Below are 17,209 nucleotides of genomic sequence, written 5' to 3' on the forward strand. Positions count from 1 at the left end.
TATTAATAAGGATATCTAAGCTGTCGCTGACCAATCTTACTTTATAAGTTTGGTCAGCGGAATTAATTACTTAGTTTTGCGTGGCGGCAGACCCGTATGCTGTGTCTGGAAATTACCTTTGCTTACTTTCTTTTTGGTATTCTTACTAACGACATTGTTATTGGTTGAGCCATTGCTACGCTTCACCGAATCATTACCTAAGCGGCTGTTCTTTTTGCGCGCCGATTGGTAACTGTCTTGTGCGGCATCGCGACCTTCTAAGCTGGCGTTAAATGGTGGAATCAAGCAACCACGATTTTTACCAATCAAATCGCTACGACCCATATCTTGCAATGCTTTACGCAACATCACCCAGTTTTTTGGGTCATGGAAGCGCAAAAAGGCTTTGTGCAATTTACGCTGCTTGCCAGACTTGACGATATCCATGTCACCTTCATCACGACTGACCTTATGTAGCGGATCTTTATGGGTGTGATACATGGTGGTCGCTGTCGCCATCGGGCTTGGATAAAATGCCTGCACTTGGTCAGCACGGTAGCCATGACTTTTTAGCCAAAGCGCAAGGTTCATCATATCTTCATCTTTCGTGCCCGGATGCGCGGCAATAAAGTAAGGAATCAGATATTGCTCTTTACCCGCTTCTTGGCTGAACTGCTCAAACATGGCTTTGAATTTATCATAGCTGCCCATGCCCGGCTTCATCATCTTCGATAGCACGCCTTCTTCAGAGTGCTCAGGGGCGATTTTTAGATAACCACCGACATGATGACTGACCAATTCTTTGACATATTCAGGGTCTTTCACTGCCAAGTCATAACGCAGACCTGAGGCAATAAGGATTTTTTTCACGCCTTTGATATCACGCGCTTTGCGATATAGCTTGGTTAAATTACTGTGATCGGTAATCAAGTTTTCGCAGACATCAGGATAGACGCAAGAAGGCTTGCGGCAGTTCTTTTCAATCGTTTCATCTTTACAGCTGAGACGATACATATTAGCCGTTGGGCCACCAAGATCAGATATCACGCCAGTAAAGTTGGGTGCAGTATCACGAATCGCTTCCACTTCGCGCAAGATAGAGTCTTCTGAGCGGCTTTGAATAATGCGGCCTTCGTGCTCAGTGATCGAGCAGAATGTACAACCACCAAAACAGCCGCGCATGATATTGACCGAAAACTTAATCATGTCATAAGCAGGGATACGCGCATCGCCATAGCTTGGATGTGGCAGGCGGGCATACGGCAAATCAAACACGTAATCCATCTCTTCGGTTGAGAGTGGAATCGGTGGTGGATTCAGCCAAACGTCAATCGAGGTATGCGAATTACCAGCACCGCTGCTATGACGCTGTACCAGCGCACGAGCGTTCCCTGGATTGGTCTCAAGGTGCAAAATACGGCTGGCATGGGCATAAAGCACAGGGTCAGATTTGACGTGCTCATAGTCAGGCAGGCGAATGACAGTCTGCTCGCGCGGTGGCATTTTGAGTTTATGTTTACGCGCCGTCATGGGCTTATTAAAGCCACGCATTTGTACCACTTGCGTTTCTTCATCGACTTGTTCAGCGTTGATGACTTTATTGGTGACAGGTTCTGCGACAAAGCCTTGATACTGAGCAGACATTCCAGTCATGGCTTGACCAACGGGTGAGTCGCTTGGTTTGTCTTGCTCGATTGAGCAGCTATCGATATCTTCAGTCATCACATATGGATTGATAATAGGATCGACACGGCCGACGGTATCGACATCATTACTGGCAACTTCGGTCATGCCAGCTTGCCAATGGCGGCGTGTTGGCGTCAATAGATATGAGGTACCACGCAATTTACTCATTTGCTCAAAGCTATAGCCTTTTGATAAGCCATGCACCACATCGACGATAGCGCGTTCAGCATTACCATACAATAAGACGTCAGCACGGGCATCCAGCAAGATACTACGACGGACTTTGTCTGACCAATAGTCATAATGCGCGATACGGCGTAAGCTGCCTTCAATACCGCCTAGGATAATCGGCACATCAGGATAAGCTTCGCGGCAGCGCTGGCTATAAACGATAGCAGCGCGGTCGGGACGTTTATTAGCGACATTACCTGGTGAGTAAGCATCATCACTACGGATTTTGCGATCTGCCGTATAGCGGTTGATCATGCTGTCCATGTTGCCCGCGGTCACGCCATAAGCATAGACAGGCTTACCCAGTTCCATAAAGGCGTCTTTGCTCTTCCAATCTGGCTGAGCGATGATACCGACACGAAAGCCTTGCGACTCTAATAGACGACCGATAATCGCCATACCAAAGCTTGGATGATCGACGTAGGCATCGCCTGAGATGATGATGACGTCACAAGCATCCCAGCCCAGATCGTCCATCTCTTTACGGCTCATCGGCAGATAAGGCGCAGGCTCGTAGCAGCTCGCCCAATGTTTGTCATAATCATAAAGTGGCTTGGTGCCTTGCTTAAAGGCAGTGCGGGCAATGGTATCGGCAGACATGGGCGGACCTGTTAATTAGAAAATGGCACTAAAAATACGTCCCTTATTACTCACTGATAATAAAGGCGAATTTAAAAGCGCTCATTTTAACATGAATCGCCTTCACTATGCGACCTATTCTATGAGGGGTGATTGACGATAAGTTATTGATAGTGTAAGACAATCTATCAGCCTATCAACAAGAATGGTTTTGGGAAATGCAGAGCCATTCTTGCTTTAGATTATGAGTCAGGAGGTGATCAATGCATTGGCTGACAAGTTCTTTAATTGTCTAACAATTGCAGTGGAAAAGTCACAACATCAAAGGCTAGGGCAAAGGGTAATAAGACCAATTTTTGCGCCGTATTTGCGCCACTACGAATGACTTGGTCTTGCTGTGTTTCTGTATGAAAGCTAACCATATAAGGCTTGGTTAAGGCGCGATAGTTCGACTGTATCAGGCTTAAATTACTGACCTGCGGATAGATAGCGCCTTTGACAGGAACGCTAAAGCAAAAGCGCTGAGCATTGATACGTTGATCGCTTGCTGAGGTGCACTCTTTACCATTATTTTGCAAAAAGAACTGGTAGTCAGAACGTTTAAACTCATCTTTTAGTTTGGCATAAGAAAGCTTCATTTCTCCCTGAAAATAGCCGTCATTATTGGGCACAGAAAAGCTCATGTCATTATCGACTTGGATGTTCTTTGGCGTCAGATTGGTGAGTAAATTGACCATTTCCGTCCCGCCTTGGGTCAGCACATAGCTGTTCTTTTCACCGACGATTACCATGGTCGCATTTGGCGTTTTTGGCAATGCCTGTGCAGGACGACCAAAAGCCACAATTTGATCTTCAGACAACACACTCTTAGTCGTTGTGGTGTTGACTCGATTGCCACTGTCTAATAATGAGCTAGTGGCACAGCCTGAGGTGACGAGCAATGCCGCAAGTGACACCCCTGTTATCACTGTTTTGAAGCTTAATGCTTTTAATACTGGATTATTGCTTTCTTCTTTTTTAACGGCACGGGTGTTTTTAGTCATGCTAAGGCTTCCTTGTCTACTATAGTCATTCCACTATAAAAGTATTACAGCGTTAACCTCGCTTGAAGTATCAAATATACATCTACACTCGGTTGCCTTGTACTACTTTTAAATTGAATCGACTATACCGACGGACTATTGATTTGGTATCTATTGTTTATAGCCAAACTTTCGTTGGTATCGTACCTTGTTTGAGCGTGACTTAGCTACTTTTAATTAACCAGCCAAGCAGTTTTTATAGCCAAATTAATCCAATAAAATCTTTGTACCACTTTTAGTAAAATTCATCACAAATTGGCTTTTAAAGTTGCGCACATTATTCTCATAAATATGATTCAAGATGGGATAGTTGATTAGTTCTAATCCAGATTTAGTATTAGGGGTGACGGTAGGTCTAAAGATGGTCTTTATACTGGGGGCTTCTATTTTGGTATTGCAGTGTTATTTCCCTCACGAGAAAAGTGCATTTTGGCATACGTTTTGCTCTCTCTTTATTAGAGCCTACTTGTCTATATGGATTAGCAAGAGTAGAGCATTAATAGATGTTGATTTGCTGAATAATTGTTTGGAGAGAAGTGTGTGAAGAAATTATCTTTTAGGCTGGATGCGATATCTGTTTTATTTAAGTCGTCATTATTCAAGACCCTGTTGATGATCGGTTTACTGGCTGGGGCAACCAATAGTGCCAATGCTGCTGAGGAGGCCACATTAACGGTGACGCAATTGCTCGAATATCAAAACATTGCTTGGATTATATGGGGCGGGGTATTGGTGTTCTTTATGCAGGCAGGATTTGCCTTGCTAGAGAGTGGCTCAGTACGGGCGAAGAATGCTGTGAATGTGATGATGAAAAACTATACTGATATGTGTATTGGTGGTCTGGCGTTTTATTTGGTAGGTTTTGGACTAATGATGGGCACCAATGACTCTGGGTTTTTTGGTACTGATCATTTTATGCCAGTAGAGCTGTCTAACCTTGATTGGGCACTGATGTTTTTTCAGATGATGTTTGCAGCGACAGCGGTGACGATTGCTAGTGGCGCTATGGCGGAGCGCGTGTCATTTATTGGGTACGCGGTAGCCGCCTGTCTTATTTGCCTGCTTATCTATCCGGTGTTTGCCAGTTGGGTTTGGGGTGGTTATTTTGGTGGTACAGGCTGGCTTACCGAGCTTGGTTTTATTGATTTTGCGGGTTCTACCGTTGTGCATTCTATTGGCGGTTGGTTGGCGCTGGCTGGTATTTTGGTCATTGGCCCGAGATTGGGACGTTTTGCACCTGATGGCACGCCTAGATTGATAGCAGGACATAACATGACGTTACTGGCTCTTGGCGGCTTTATATTGTGGTTCGGTTGGTTCGGGTTCAATGCCGGTTCGACATTATCAATTACTGGCAATATTGGTTTGATAGCAGTCAATACTTTCGTCGCAGCTGTCAGTGCTGTGGTGAGCTATATGATCATATCGAGGGCTCTAAACAAAGCTATCTTGCTCAGCGATAGTGTCAACGCCAGTTTAATCGGTCTAGTATCCATTACTGCAGGGTGTGCCACGACGACGCCTGTGTTCGCCATTATCATTGGTGCGATCGCCTCAGTGGTCTATATCCTAGCGACCCAAGCTTTATTGAAGCTAAAAATCGACGATGTGGTATCAGCAGTTGCGGTTCATGGCTTTGGCGGGGCATGGGGCACACTGGCGGCCGGATTGTTCTATTCAGGGGATTTGTTCAACTTATCACGCTTGGGTGTGCAAGCCCTAGGTGTGGGTGTGGCGCTCGCTTGGGCCTTGGGCTTAGGTTTGGTGATGTATAAACTCATTGATATGACTTTCGGCTTAAAAGCCAGTCGCCTCCACGAGCAACGTGGCCTTGACTATACCGAGCATGCAGAGATAGGCTATCCCGAGTTTCAAAAGCAGATGTTTGATTCTAAAAGTTTAACAGAGCGGCATTTATAGGAGAAAACTGATGACTATCGAAACTCAATCAGTAGAAAAAACCGTGTCCGCGATGGCAAAAGTATTGGAAAAATATTTAAATCATGAGGAAGTATTGCTTCTCACGGTTCAATGGCGACAGTATCCTACGGTTTCCATAAAAATGATGCAACAGTGCGTTTTGGAGGCAACAAAACGCTATCCTAAGCTAAAACCCTATCGGTCTGATATCCGTAAAGATTTTTGGGGTACGATGCAAGCAGCCAGTCATCAATCGACTGAGGCAGCTACTGAGGCTAATACTGTTAATGGACAAAAGTCTGAATTTGAAGGGGTTCAAGCATTTTATACGGTAATGGAAGCGTTTAACAATCAATTGACCGCACCAGATAATCGCAGTCTGTTTCAGACCTTGCACCAAGCTGTTTCGAAAGAACGCACCTTCAAAGGGCATACGCTTAACATTAGTCAATTTTTAGATGGCGGTCGTCCTGTAGTACCTCATGATATGTATATTTTAAATAATGTGCTTCAACTTGCTTACGTCTGCTTATGCAATATTGTAGGGCCCGTCGAGGCTGATGACATTTTATTTCAGGTGGCGGAGATTGCCAAACAAAGTCATCCAAAAGCAGTGGTCGAAAAGCTATTTTGATTTATTGCTAGGGCGCGTTATGAATGAGTTCCTATGCTAGTTCATGACACGCTCTAACGCTCAATTCTAATATTTTATAAGAATTCTATTCATCGCAAACAAATTATCATGCTAGCGTCAATCCAATAAAATCTTTGTACCACTTTTAGTGAAATTCATCACAAATTGGCTTTTAAAGTTGCGCACATTATTCTCATAAGTGAGTAAACCAGTCGTGAATCGATGATAATCACTCATATTTTTGGCATTGACCATCAGCATAAAATCCGCGTCACCTGACACTTCATAGCAGCTCATGACCTGTGGCTGTGTATTCATCAAGCGCTCAAACCGATGCTGCATCGAGGTATTAGATCGCGCCATCTCTATCATCACCACGGCAGTCAGTCCGTAACCCACCTTGTTTGGGTCCACAATAGCGACTTGCTTGGTAATGACGCCGTTGCTGATTAATGCTTGGATACGGCGCTGGGCAGTAGCGATAGACACATGCACTTGTTCTGCCACCGTTTTTAATGGCAAGGTCGCATCGTCCTGTAGCAAATTTAAAATCGCTTTATCGATATCATCTAAAATTTGGCTCATTATGTTCTCCCTTCTATGAAATGCTTTCATTATCTGTTTTTATCATTATTATCACCATAAATCAAAAAATAAGAAAATATTCAGTTTTGAGCGCTCAAAAAGATAGATTTATTTATAAATGGGTTGTTATAGCAATAATATCTCATCGTTACTTCGTAAAATAGATGCTGTTAAGCAAGATCAATAATCAAAGCTTAGCAATCAGAGCCTAGAGCTCAAAAAAGCTTAGTCATGACAAATCAAAGTTAATAGCTGCTCTCCTAATATCTATTTAAATGTACGGTGCTTTTATGTCTACTTCAATCCTTTCTACTGTCTTTGCAAATACGCTCGCAACGACTGTTTCGCGCTTGCCACTGCCTACTATTTGGACAGCAGGTAGCGCACAGCAGCGCACATTAATGTTAGGCGTAGCGTTAGCCGTGCTGTCGAATTTGTTGTTTGGCGTACTTTATGCTTACAGCAGCTTTTTAGCGCCATTGTCAGGTACACAAGTCTTTATCTGGCGTATGCTAGCGATGTGGGCGGCACTGATAGGATATTTGCTGATTAGTGGACGCTTGGGTTTGCACATGGATAAATTAAAAGCGTTGCGCACAGCAAAGCAGTGGGTTTGGTTGTTATTACCAACGCCGATATTCTTAAGCCAGTTTTGGTTATTTATGTGGGCACCCGTGAATGGGCAAGGTGTACAAACCGCGATGGGTTATTTCTTATTCCCACTAATGATGGTTGTATTTGGCTGTGTCTTTTTTGGCGAAAAGTTAAGCCGTTTACAATGGTTGGCGGTTGGCTTTGCCGCATTAGGGGTCGGCAGTGAAATTATCCGTACGCAAAGTATCTCTTGGGCAACGCTTTGGGTCTGCGGTACGTATCCTATTTATTATATCTTGCGTCGTCTGCAAGGAATCGGTGCTGTGACTGGATTATTGGTCGATTTGACGATATTCGCACCATTTGCTTTGGCTTATTTGTTTTTGATAGCACCTAGTAGTTTAATGCTTGTTAGCGGCTCTGGTTTTTTTATCATGATGCTGATAGGTCTGGGTGTCATGAGCGTGTTAGCCATGAAAACCAACGTGGATGCCAGTCAAATGCTGCCGGTGAATGTTTACGGCATGATGAGTTATTTGGAGCCTGCATTATTATTCATATTGGCAATCACCGTATTGGGCAATCCGTTTGAATCAGCGATGATTTATAGCTATGGTTTGATTTGGCTCGGTATTGCTTTTTTGGTTACTCATGGCATTCGCCAACTGCGCCGCGCTCGTAAAAACCTATCATCTTCGGTCAAAACACAAGTTTCGTAGAAGCTACGATTGACAATATGAATAAGCGATAAAAAAGGACGGCTCAATTAATCGAGCCGTCCTTTTTACCTTAGATTAAAGTGAATATTTTCATTCATCCATTAATCTAAATGCTGTTTAAAGCCACGTTGCTTATCACGTTCCCAATCACGATCTTTTAGCGTTTTGCGTTTGTCATGTTGCTTTTTACCCAGTGCCAAGCCAATTTGACATTTCACCAGCGAGTTTTTCCAATAGCAGGATAAGGGCACGCAGGCATATCCTTTTTGGTTGACTGCACCCATCAATTTTTCGATTTCGCGGCGATTGAGCAGCAGTTTACGGGTACGGATACTATCAGGGCTGACATGCGTCGAGCTGGATAGTAGCGGCTGAATATGCGCGCCAAATATGAAAGCCTCGTTATTACGGAAGATGATATAAGCTTCGGTAATGGTCATTTTGCCCGCGCGAATGGCTTTTACTTCCCAACCTTGTAACGACAATCCTGCCTCAAACGTTTCTTCAATGAAGTACTCGTGTCGAGCTTTTTTGTTCGCACAAATTTGATTTTCCGGTTTTTTTGATTTTTTTGACATAATTTCTCCATAAGAATCACTTAAAAGTATCGTGTTCTTATCTGACCAGTCCTACTAATTCCTCACCCTAACCCGTTTAATTGGATTATCTTACATTCGAATGATAAGACGGATGAGTCGAACCGCCTATTGTAGCAAAGCACCTCACAAAAATGTAAGTCAGCTGTTAGGACAAATGTAGCAGATAAGTATTAAGTTCGGGCAAAATTTGCTAGCATATGGCGTAATATTACCGACTATATTAGCCATGTTATGAGCCACTCTATTACTTCCAATTCTTCAAAGCTGCACACCAAAATTTTATATCCTGGCACCTTTGACCCGATTACCAATGGTCATGTGGACTTGGTCAAGCGCGCAACCAAGCTGTTTGATGAGGTCGTCATCGCCGTTGCATCAGGACATCATAAAAAACCGTTATTTAATTTCGAAGAACGCGTCACTTTAGTAGAGACCGTGTTTGAAGATTTACCCCAAGTTTCGGTCATTGGTTTCGAAGGCTTACTAGTAGATTTTATGCGTGAAAAAAACGCCACTGCGGTATTGCGTGGTCTACGGGCGATGTCAGATTTTGAATATGAGTTTCAGCTCGCTAATATGAATCGCGAGCTCGATGAAAACTTTGAAGCGGTGTTTTTGACCCCTTCTCAGAACTATTCATTTATCTCGTCGACGATGATTCGCGAAATTGCTAGACTTGGCGGCGATGTCAATAAATTCGTCCCTCCATGTGTGGCACAGGCTTTTACAAAAAAACTGGCTATTAAAGACAGCTAGCCCTTTAATAAGCTCATAGCTACAGCATATAGGCTAGTAATAAACAATAAGGAGCAGTTTATGGCGCTATTAATTACTGATGAATGCATCAATTGTGATGTGTGCGAGCCTGCCTGCCCAAACGAAGCCATCTCAGAAGGCGATGATATCTATGTCATCGATCCTGATTTATGCACGGAATGCGTCGGTCATTTCGATGAGCCGCAATGCGTGGTTATTTGTCCGGTTGACTGTATTCCTCATGATCCTAACCATGTCGAAACTGAAAGTGATTTGATGTCTAAATACAAACGCATTACTGGTCAATAAGTGACTCATACACTATTGATAACATCTGGATTTAGAGCGCTTTAGGGACAATGTAATGACGATAAATGCAAGCCAGATAACGAGCGACTTTGACCAGCAGCATCTTTGGCACCCGTATGCCAGCCTACCACCGACTTATCCCAATATCGTTATTGATCGTGCGGAGGGCATCTATATCATCACCGAAGATGGTACGCGCCTGATCGATGGCATGTCGTCGTGGTGGGCTAGTGCACATGGCTATAATCATCCCAAACTGAATGCGGCGATGATTGAGCAGTTAGGCAAAATGGCGCATGTCATGTTTGGTGGTTTGACGCACCAGCCAGCGATAGATTTAGGCAAAAAGCTGCTCGATATTGTGCCTACTGATTTAGAGGCTATTTTTTATGCGGACAGCGGCAGTATTGCGGTAGAAGTTGCACTTAAGATGGCATTGCAGTACCAGATTGCCGCCAAGCGTCCACAAAAATGCCAGTTTGCTTCAACCCACTCTGGTTATTATGGCGACACGTGGCACGCGATGAGTGTTTGCGACCCTATTAATGGTATGCACAGCTTGTATGGCAAACAATTACCGATGCAGCACTTCGTTCCTGCCCCGCCATTAGGGTTTGAGCGTGTTTTAGTGGAAGAAGAACGCACTGCACTGACAATGTTTTTTGATGAGCATAGCGATAAGCTGGCAGGCTTTATTATCGAGCCGATTATCCAAGGCGCTGGTGGCATGCGTTTCTATAGTCCTGAATATCTGCAACTGTTACGTCAGCTATGTGATGAGCATGAGGTGCTGCTGATTGCTGATGAAATCGCCACTGGTTTTGGGCGTAGTGGCAAGCTGTTTGCTTGTGAGCATGCGGGTATCAGCCCTGATATCATGACGATTGGTAAGGCATTGACGGGCGGCTATATGACCTTTGCCGCGACTTTATGTACGCGCCATATTGCTGATACCATTAGCCAAAGCGATTATCCAGCTCTGATGCATGGCCCAACCTTTATGGGTAATCCGTTGGCATGTGCAGTGGCGTGCGCGTCCATTGACTTAATACTGTCCTATGATATTGAAGCGCGTACAGCCAATATGCAATCTGTCATGGAACAGCAACTTGCTCCAGCTGCGAGTTTAAATGGCGTTGCTGAGGTGCGTTGTTTGGGTGCCATAGCAGTAATTGAGCTGCAAGAAGCCGTTGATATGCCGACCTTTCAAACATTGCTGATTGAAAATGGTATTTGGGTCAGACCCTTTGGTAAGTTGGTCTATATTATGCCGCCTTACATCATCACTGATGATGAGATGGTAACGTTATGCCAGTCATTACTAACCGTCGTCACTGCTTACTTGGGTCAAATTTCTACGACCGATAGAGTTCCGCTATGAGCGTGCTATTCATCTCTGGTATCGATACCGATATTGGCAAAACCTATGCCACAGGTATGCTTGCAAAAGCCTTAATGCAGCAAGGCACAAACGTTATCACTCAAAAGTTAGTCCAAACGGGCGTTAGTGTCAATCCAATGACCGGTGAAATGGGTATTGCTGATGACATTATCACGCACCGCGCGTTAATGGACATACCGCTACAGCCGTGTGATTTGGATTTTACTACTTGTCCTTATCGTTATAAAAAACCTGCTTCACCGCATCTTGCGAGTCGACTATCCAAACAAACACTCGATCCTGAGGTTATTACGAGCGCTACGAAAAGCTTGCAAGCTGATTATGAAGTAGTGCTATTAGAAGGCGCAGGCGGGCTACTAGTGCCCATTACTGAGCAGTTATTCGTCTTAGATTACATTGCTGCTCAAGGCTATCCGATTATTTTGGTCACATCAGGTCGCTTGGGTAGTATTAATCATACCTTACTTAGTCTCGAAGCTATCACCCAGCGCGGTTTACAGGTTCATACTGTTGTCTATAATCATATCCATGATGATACCGATAATACTGACGTCGAGATAGCTGATAGCACGATTGAGTTTTTACAGAACCATCTACAGCAATATTATCCAAAGACACACTGGCTACAGTTACCCCACTTAGAAAACCATTCAATGTCTGATACTAAAACAGCGTTGAAGCATCAGACATTGTCTTTGCCAAAGGACTTTATTTAAGTGGTTTATGAATAGTATTCTTGTGAATGAAAATAAGCGTAAAAGATATTCCTAGACGGCGATTAGATTTGCTATACTAGCGCGCTTGGTAGACTAGGCAATCGCCGCTGCACACTGGCAACAGATGAGCAGGGGAGGAAAGTCCGGGCTACATAGGGCAGCGTGCCAGCTAACGGCTGGGCAGGGTAACTTGACGACCAGTGCAGCAGAGAGTAGACCGCCTTTGGCTTATATGGGTATCGCAAGATATTCATGTCATCGGTAAGGGTGAAAGGGTGCGGTAAGAGCGCACCGCGTGGCTGGCAACAGTTCACGGCATGGTAAACTCCACGCGTAGCAAGACCAAATAGGCATCGGCATGGCGCGGCCCGCGTTCGATGCGGGTAGGTTGCTTGAGCGTACGAGCGATTGTACGCCTAGAGGAATGATTGTCCACGACAGAACCCGGCTTATCGGTTTACCAAACCTTTTTAATGGCTGAAATTGTATTTATAAAATGCTTACTGTATGTTGGTGAGTACTTATTTGCAGAAAACGCCATGTTTTTTCGAAAAAATGCCTTTTGGGGGTTGACGAGGTTAGTCAACTTGGGCATAATACCGAGCCTAAAATGGCGATGTAGCTCAGCTGGTTAGAGCGCATGACTCATAATCGTGAGGTCAAGAGTTCAAGTCTCTTCATCGCCACCATTTATAGCAAGACTAGTAACATTAAAAAAGCCAATCCTTTGTGATTGGTTTTTTTTTGCCTAAAATAAATCAATGAAAGCAGTATTTTACAGAAATATAAATAGAATGCTTAATTATATTTACTTACTGTTTTCTTGCTAAATCATAGGTTTATCTGTCTAGACACAGATTAATTGTTGTAACTTATGTCGCGCTTACTTATCATAGGGGCTGTTTTCGGTAAAGTCCTGTAACGCCATGTCTGTACAATTACCTCCTTATCGTCCAATTAAGCATCGTAGTGGCCTCAAAGTAATGGGTGCCGCATTTCATGCATTATTGATGCGTGAGCTGCAAACTCGCTTTGGTGGTTATCGCTTGGGCTATCTCTGGGCGCCATTAGAAATCATTTTTCAAATGCTCATATTTCTAGTGATCTTTGGTGTAATTATCGAGCGCGCATTACCAGGAATGAGCTTTCCATTGTTTTTGGTTGGTGGAATGGTTCCTTTTCGTATGTTTCAGACTATTGCGACTAGAGCACTAGGGGCTGTTGAGGCCAATCAAGGACTTTTGATGTACCGTTCAATACGGCATATTGACGTCATTATTGCCAGATCAGCTTTAGAGCTTATTATTTATTTTATAACATTTATTATATTATTGATTGGCTTGGCATTTTTTAATGATTATGCCAGTTTGGGAAATCTACACATTGTATTATTTTGCTGGATAACGCTGTTTATGTTCAGCTTCGGTGTTGCTCTAATCATGATGATTGTAGGTTATTATGGCGGTGAAATTACCAAAGTAATTTCGATTCTCTTTACCATATTGTATTTTGCTTCAGGTATCATTTATCCCATTCATATTATTCCAGAGCCATACTTCAGTTATTTACTATATAATCCTTTTATCCATAATATTGAGTTGATACGACACGCTTTAGCACCTAATTATCCAGCTTATCATATTGATATAATGTATTTTTTAAAGTGGACAGTTGCAGTAAATTTCTTAGGTCTACTCATGTATAAAGCGGTAGAAAGAGACTTAATACGTTCTAAATAACGGCAGGTAAGTGAATGATTGAAATTAGAAATGTTTCTAAGTCTTTTATGACCAAGCAGGGTCGGCACTATCTGTTTAAAGATTTGAATCTGACTATTGGTGATAAACAAAGTGTCGGTTTACTTGGTCGTAATGGCGCGGGGAAGTCAACTTTATTACGTATTATTTGCGGACTGGATAAGCCGGATCATGGTGAAATCATTACTGATTCCACTATTTCTTGGCCGGTCGGTGTAGCCGGTGGTTTCCAAGGCAGCTTGACGGGTCGTCAAAATGTTCGTTTCGTCTGTCGTCTTTATTCTAGTGGTCCTTATATTGATGAAAAGATTCGTTTCGTTGAAGAGTTCGCAGATATTGGCAATTATTTTGATATGCCGGTTAAGAGCTACTCATCAGGTATGAAAGCGCGCTTGACGTTTGGCTTAAGCTTGGCCTTCGATTTTGATTATTATATGCTTGATGAAGCAGGTGCCGTCGGTGATGCGGCTTTTCGTAAGCGTAGTGAAGAGATATTAGCAGCGCGACGCGCACAAGCAGGGTTTTTAATCGTATCGCATAACATCGGTGATATTAAGCGTAATTGTGATATTGGTATTGTGCTAATGGATCAAACAGCACACGTCTTTGAAGACACAACAGAAGCGATTGAGGTATATGAAGAGCATGTCCACAAAGCGAAAAAATAAGATAATTGACTTCTCGCTGTTTATTGGCTTGGTGGTCCTCCCTTGGGTGTTGGTGATATTTTATGTCATGACCATTGCTCATCCGCGCTTCATCTCGACCGCTGATGTGGTTGTGAAACAAGTAAGCGAGTCTAGTATGCCCTCTGGTGGCGGTTTATCGGCCTTATTGGGTGTGAATAGTACCAGTAAAGAAGATGCAACCTATCTGACTGAATATATCTTGTCTAACGATATGGTGAAGCGCCTCGATAACAAGTTTAAGTTCCGAGAAGCTTATCATGTCGATGGCTCAGATCCGCTCAATGAAATTGACCCTGACGCCTCGCAAGAAGATTTACTGGAGTATTTTAAAAGTCGTGTCCATATCAATCTTGACGAACAAAGCTATGTGCTTTCGGTATCGACAGAAGCCTTTGATTCGGCTTATGCTTTTGAGCTTAATAAAGCGATTTTGAGTGAGTCTGAGCAGTTTGTAAACCGTATCTCACAAGAGGTTGCTCGTGATCAGCTAGTATTTGCAGAGACGCAACTCGATGAGTCACAAGATCGCTTGAATGATGCCAAAGAACAGCTACTCAACTATCAAAATGAAAACGAAATTTATGACCCGCAAGCCAATGCGCAAATTGTTAATCAGCTGATTGGTAGCTTACAAGCGCAGCTTAGCTCATTGCGCACAGAAGAGCGACAACTGCTCAGCTATTTGAATCCAGATGCACCGCAAGTAGTGTCATTAAGAAGTCAGATAAAAGCGGTTGAAGAACAAATCAATCAAGAGCAAACCAAATTGACGTCACCAAACACCACCAAATTGAACCGTCAAGCGGTACAGTTTGAGACGATTAAAGCCGACGTTGAGTTTGCCACTGAACTATACAAGTTGTCACTATCATCGCTTGAAAAGGCACGTTTAGAAGCCTTTAAAAAGATGAAAAACTTGATTGTGATTTCAACCCCTTATGAAGCTGAAGAGTCATCATATCCACGTCACATTTATATTATTTGGACATCGCTTGCATTGCTTTTGATGCTTTATGGCTTCGTACGTTTAGTGATGGCAGTGGTTCGTGACCATCGTAGCTAGATTTGATCAAGGCAGTTTTGACAAACCAGATACCAGTAATGATCGACAGATCTGCAAAGGAATACAACGCATGAACATGAAACCACGTCCTATCGTGACGATGATTAAGGTAATGAGCTTGACGATGGCTGCGACCAGTATCTCAGCACTCGCAGCGACCAGTTATGCGGATCAAATATCAGGATCTAGCTTTGGCACTAGTAGCAATAGCATGAGTCAAGACCAAAACCGCAGCAATATCAATGTCTCAACGCAAGCTTTTGCTGGCGGTGTGCCAGGTCAAGCAACGACTCAAGAGGCAGTCGCTGCAGCAAGCTTACCGAGTCAGTCGGTTATTAACACCACACGACCTTATCAAGACATCAATACCCAAGATTTGATGTTTGGCGAACAGTTATTTCGCGGCGCGTTCTCGACGACTTCTGGTTCTACCTTTAACGATAGCTATGTGATCAACCCTGGTGATAATGTACAGGTGCGGATGTGGGGCGCCTATCAATATGCGGCAACGACAACCGTTGATCCGCAAGGCAATATCTTTTTGCCCAATGTGGGCCCAGTCCGTATTTCTGGTGTGCAAAATGGCAGTCTACAAAACGTGGTCAAGAGTGCGGTCAGTCGCATTTACCGCTCAAACGTTGGTGTTTATGCATCTTTAGAGCAAGCGCAACCAGTCAAAGTTTTCGTGACTGGCTTTGTCAAACAACCTGGTTACTACGGTGGACTTGCCGCAGATTCGGTATTGTCTTATTTAGATCGTGCAGGTGGTGTCGACCCAACACGTGGTAGTTATATTGATATCCAAATCAAGCGCAATGGTCAGATGCTACAGCAAGTCAATCTATATGATTTTTTACTGGCGGGTAAACTGCAATCATTTGCGTTTCGTGATGGTGATGTGATTACGGTTGCGCCGCAGAAAAAAACGTTTGTAGTGGGTGGGCAAGTTCAGAATGAATACACCTTTGAATTTGATGTAAATGATTTGACCATTGGTGACGTATTGCAAGTGGCCAGTCCAGCAGCGAATGCCACCAACGTTAGTATCACTCGCAGTGCAGGACGAGCGCAAACGGCAGAGTATTATTCCCTTGCAGAAGCGCAGAATGTCCCTGTCTATAATGGCGATCAAATGGTAGTGACCTCAGATCGCTATGCAGGCACCATCGCTGTACAGGTGAAAGGTGCGCACACGGGTAATGGCGCGATGGTTGTACCATACGGTGCTCGCCTAAAAGATATCATCCCGCAATTGCAGCCGAGTCCACTGGCGAAACTGACGCATCTCACCATATATCGTCAATCTGTTGCTGAACAACAAAAACGCATGATTAATGAATCGCTTGATCGTTTGGAAGAGTTAACACTAGCCACTCAGTCAACGACTCGTGAAGAAGCGGCACTACGCCAAGATGATGCTGCACTGGTTAAGCAGTTCGTCGCCAAGGCTCGTAATGTACAGACTGATGGTCAGATTGTTGTTGTGCCAAACTCGTGGCAAGATATTATTCTGCAACAAGGCGATATTATTGAGATACCAGCGCAAACATCAGTCATTACAGTTAATGGTCAAGTACGAGCACAAGGCGCACTTACCTTTAATCCTGATTATACCGTTGGCGATTATGTTGCCAATTCTGGTGGTTTCTCTGATAATGCCGACGTTAAAGAAATTTTGATTATTCATCAAAATGGCGCTAGTGAAGTGGTCAACACTGCCTACCGTATTCAGCAGGGTGATGAGATTATGGTGCTCCCGAAAGTCAAAACCAAGCGTGTGGAAATTGCTCGTGGCTTATCGCAAATTATCTATCAATTGGCAATTGCGGCTAAGGTTGTATTAGATCTATAACGGTTCATACTGGTTATGTAGATTGAGACATCAATGACTAATAATGACTAATAAAGG

At 43.6% G+C, this 17,209-nt stretch carries 15 protein-coding genes, 1 tRNA gene and 1 other RNA gene; 13 read left to right on the forward strand and 4 right to left on the reverse strand.

The window, feature by feature from the left end:
* Nucleotides 1-66: 66 nt before the first annotated feature.
* Both IOD06_RS10385 and IOD06_RS10390 read right to left on the reverse strand, forming a co-directional pair.
* Nucleotides 67-2,496 carry a YgiQ family radical SAM protein gene (locus IOD06_RS10385; RefSeq protein WP_194620817.1) on the reverse strand — a complete coding sequence of 810 codons (2,430 nt, stop codon included), beginning with the start codon at nucleotides 2,494-2,496 and terminating at the stop codon, nucleotides 67-69.
* Nucleotides 2,497-2,759: 263 nt separating this feature from the next.
* A complete protein-coding gene (locus IOD06_RS10390; protein ID WP_194620818.1) occupies nucleotides 2,760-3,518 on the reverse strand; it encodes a hypothetical protein in 759 nt (252 codons plus the stop codon).
* A gap of 651 nt (nucleotides 3,519-4,169) precedes the next feature.
* On the opposite strand from IOD06_RS10390, the gene IOD06_RS10395 reads away from it, so the two are divergent.
* Nucleotides 4,170-5,477: an ammonium transporter gene (locus tag IOD06_RS10395; protein ID WP_194620876.1), complete on the forward strand. Its 1,308-nt coding sequence runs from the start codon at nucleotides 4,170-4,172 to the stop codon at nucleotides 5,475-5,477.
* 10 nt (nucleotides 5,478-5,487) lie between these two features.
* On the forward strand, nucleotides 5,488-6,111 hold the full coding sequence (locus tag IOD06_RS10400; protein WP_194620819.1) for a hypothetical protein: 624 nt from the start codon (nucleotides 5,488-5,490) through the stop codon (nucleotides 6,109-6,111).
* 117 nt (nucleotides 6,112-6,228) lie between these two features.
* On the opposite strand, the gene IOD06_RS10405 is transcribed toward IOD06_RS10400, so the two are convergent.
* Complete coding sequence (locus tag IOD06_RS10405) at nucleotides 6,229-6,696, reverse strand: Lrp/AsnC family transcriptional regulator (protein WP_189582755.1); 468 nt, start codon at nucleotides 6,694-6,696, stop codon at nucleotides 6,229-6,231.
* Between the two features lie 290 nt (nucleotides 6,697-6,986).
* Here IOD06_RS10405 and rarD point away from each other — a divergent pair, with 290 nt between their 5' ends.
* On the forward strand, nucleotides 6,987-8,009 hold the full coding sequence (gene rarD / locus IOD06_RS10410) for an EamA family transporter RarD (RefSeq protein WP_194620820.1): 1,023 nt from the start codon (nucleotides 6,987-6,989) through the stop codon (nucleotides 8,007-8,009).
* 101 nt (nucleotides 8,010-8,110) lie between these two features.
* On the opposite strand, the gene smpB is transcribed toward rarD, so the two are convergent.
* Complete coding sequence (gene smpB / locus IOD06_RS10415) at nucleotides 8,111-8,587, reverse strand: SsrA-binding protein SmpB (protein WP_010201796.1); 477 nt, start codon at nucleotides 8,585-8,587, stop codon at nucleotides 8,111-8,113.
* A 252-nt stretch (nucleotides 8,588-8,839) separates the two neighbouring features.
* Here smpB and coaD point away from each other — a divergent pair, with 252 nt between their 5' ends.
* The 10 genes from coaD (at nucleotide 8,840) to IOD06_RS10465 (ending at nucleotide 17,152) form a co-directional block, all read left to right on the forward strand.
* Nucleotides 8,840-9,364: a pantetheine-phosphate adenylyltransferase gene (gene coaD, locus IOD06_RS10420; RefSeq protein ID WP_010201795.1), complete on the forward strand. Its 525-nt coding sequence runs from the start codon at nucleotides 8,840-8,842 to the stop codon at nucleotides 9,362-9,364.
* A gap of 60 nt (nucleotides 9,365-9,424) precedes the next feature.
* Complete coding sequence (locus IOD06_RS10425) at nucleotides 9,425-9,673, forward strand: YfhL family 4Fe-4S dicluster ferredoxin (RefSeq protein ID WP_025651626.1); 249 nt, start codon at nucleotides 9,425-9,427, stop codon at nucleotides 9,671-9,673.
* A 55-nt stretch (nucleotides 9,674-9,728) separates the two neighbouring features.
* Nucleotides 9,729-11,054 carry an adenosylmethionine--8-amino-7-oxononanoate transaminase gene (gene bioA, locus IOD06_RS10430; protein WP_194620821.1) on the forward strand — a complete coding sequence of 442 codons (1,326 nt, stop codon included), beginning with the start codon at nucleotides 9,729-9,731 and terminating at the stop codon, nucleotides 11,052-11,054.
* The gene (gene bioD / locus IOD06_RS10435) at nucleotides 11,051-11,791 is read left to right on the forward strand and encodes a dethiobiotin synthase (RefSeq protein ID WP_194620822.1); all 741 of its coding nucleotides are present in this window, start codon (nucleotides 11,051-11,053) and stop codon (nucleotides 11,789-11,791) included. The genes bioA and bioD overlap by 4 nt, the downstream gene beginning before the upstream one ends.
* A gap of 85 nt (nucleotides 11,792-11,876) precedes the next feature.
* An RNA gene (rnpB, locus tag IOD06_RS10440) (RNase P RNA component class A) lies at nucleotides 11,877-12,259 on the forward strand.
* A 144-nt stretch (nucleotides 12,260-12,403) separates the two neighbouring features.
* Nucleotides 12,404-12,480: transfer RNA gene (locus IOD06_RS10445), tRNA-Met, on the forward strand.
* Nucleotides 12,481-12,717: 237 nt separating this feature from the next.
* The gene (locus IOD06_RS10450; protein ID WP_194620823.1) at nucleotides 12,718-13,530 is read left to right on the forward strand and encodes an ABC transporter permease; all 813 of its coding nucleotides are present in this window, start codon (nucleotides 12,718-12,720) and stop codon (nucleotides 13,528-13,530) included.
* A gap of 14 nt (nucleotides 13,531-13,544) precedes the next feature.
* Nucleotides 13,545-14,216 carry an ABC transporter ATP-binding protein gene (locus IOD06_RS10455; RefSeq protein WP_194620824.1) on the forward strand — a complete coding sequence of 224 codons (672 nt, stop codon included), beginning with the start codon at nucleotides 13,545-13,547 and terminating at the stop codon, nucleotides 14,214-14,216.
* Nucleotides 14,194-15,300, forward strand: coding sequence for a capsule biosynthesis protein (locus IOD06_RS10460; protein ID WP_227669989.1), 1,107 nt, complete (start codon nucleotides 14,194-14,196; stop codon nucleotides 15,298-15,300). Before IOD06_RS10455 ends, IOD06_RS10460 begins: the two co-directional genes overlap by 23 nt.
* Nucleotides 15,301-15,370: 70 nt before the next feature.
* A complete protein-coding gene (locus IOD06_RS10465; protein WP_194620826.1) occupies nucleotides 15,371-17,152 on the forward strand; it encodes a polysaccharide biosynthesis/export family protein in 1,782 nt (593 codons plus the stop codon).
* Nucleotides 17,153-17,209: the final 57 nt, after the last annotated feature.

Origin of the sequence: Psychrobacter sp. N25K4-3-2, assembly GCF_015351755.1 — a bacterium.
GTDB lineage: Bacteria > Pseudomonadota > Gammaproteobacteria > Pseudomonadales > Moraxellaceae > Psychrobacter > Psychrobacter glaciei.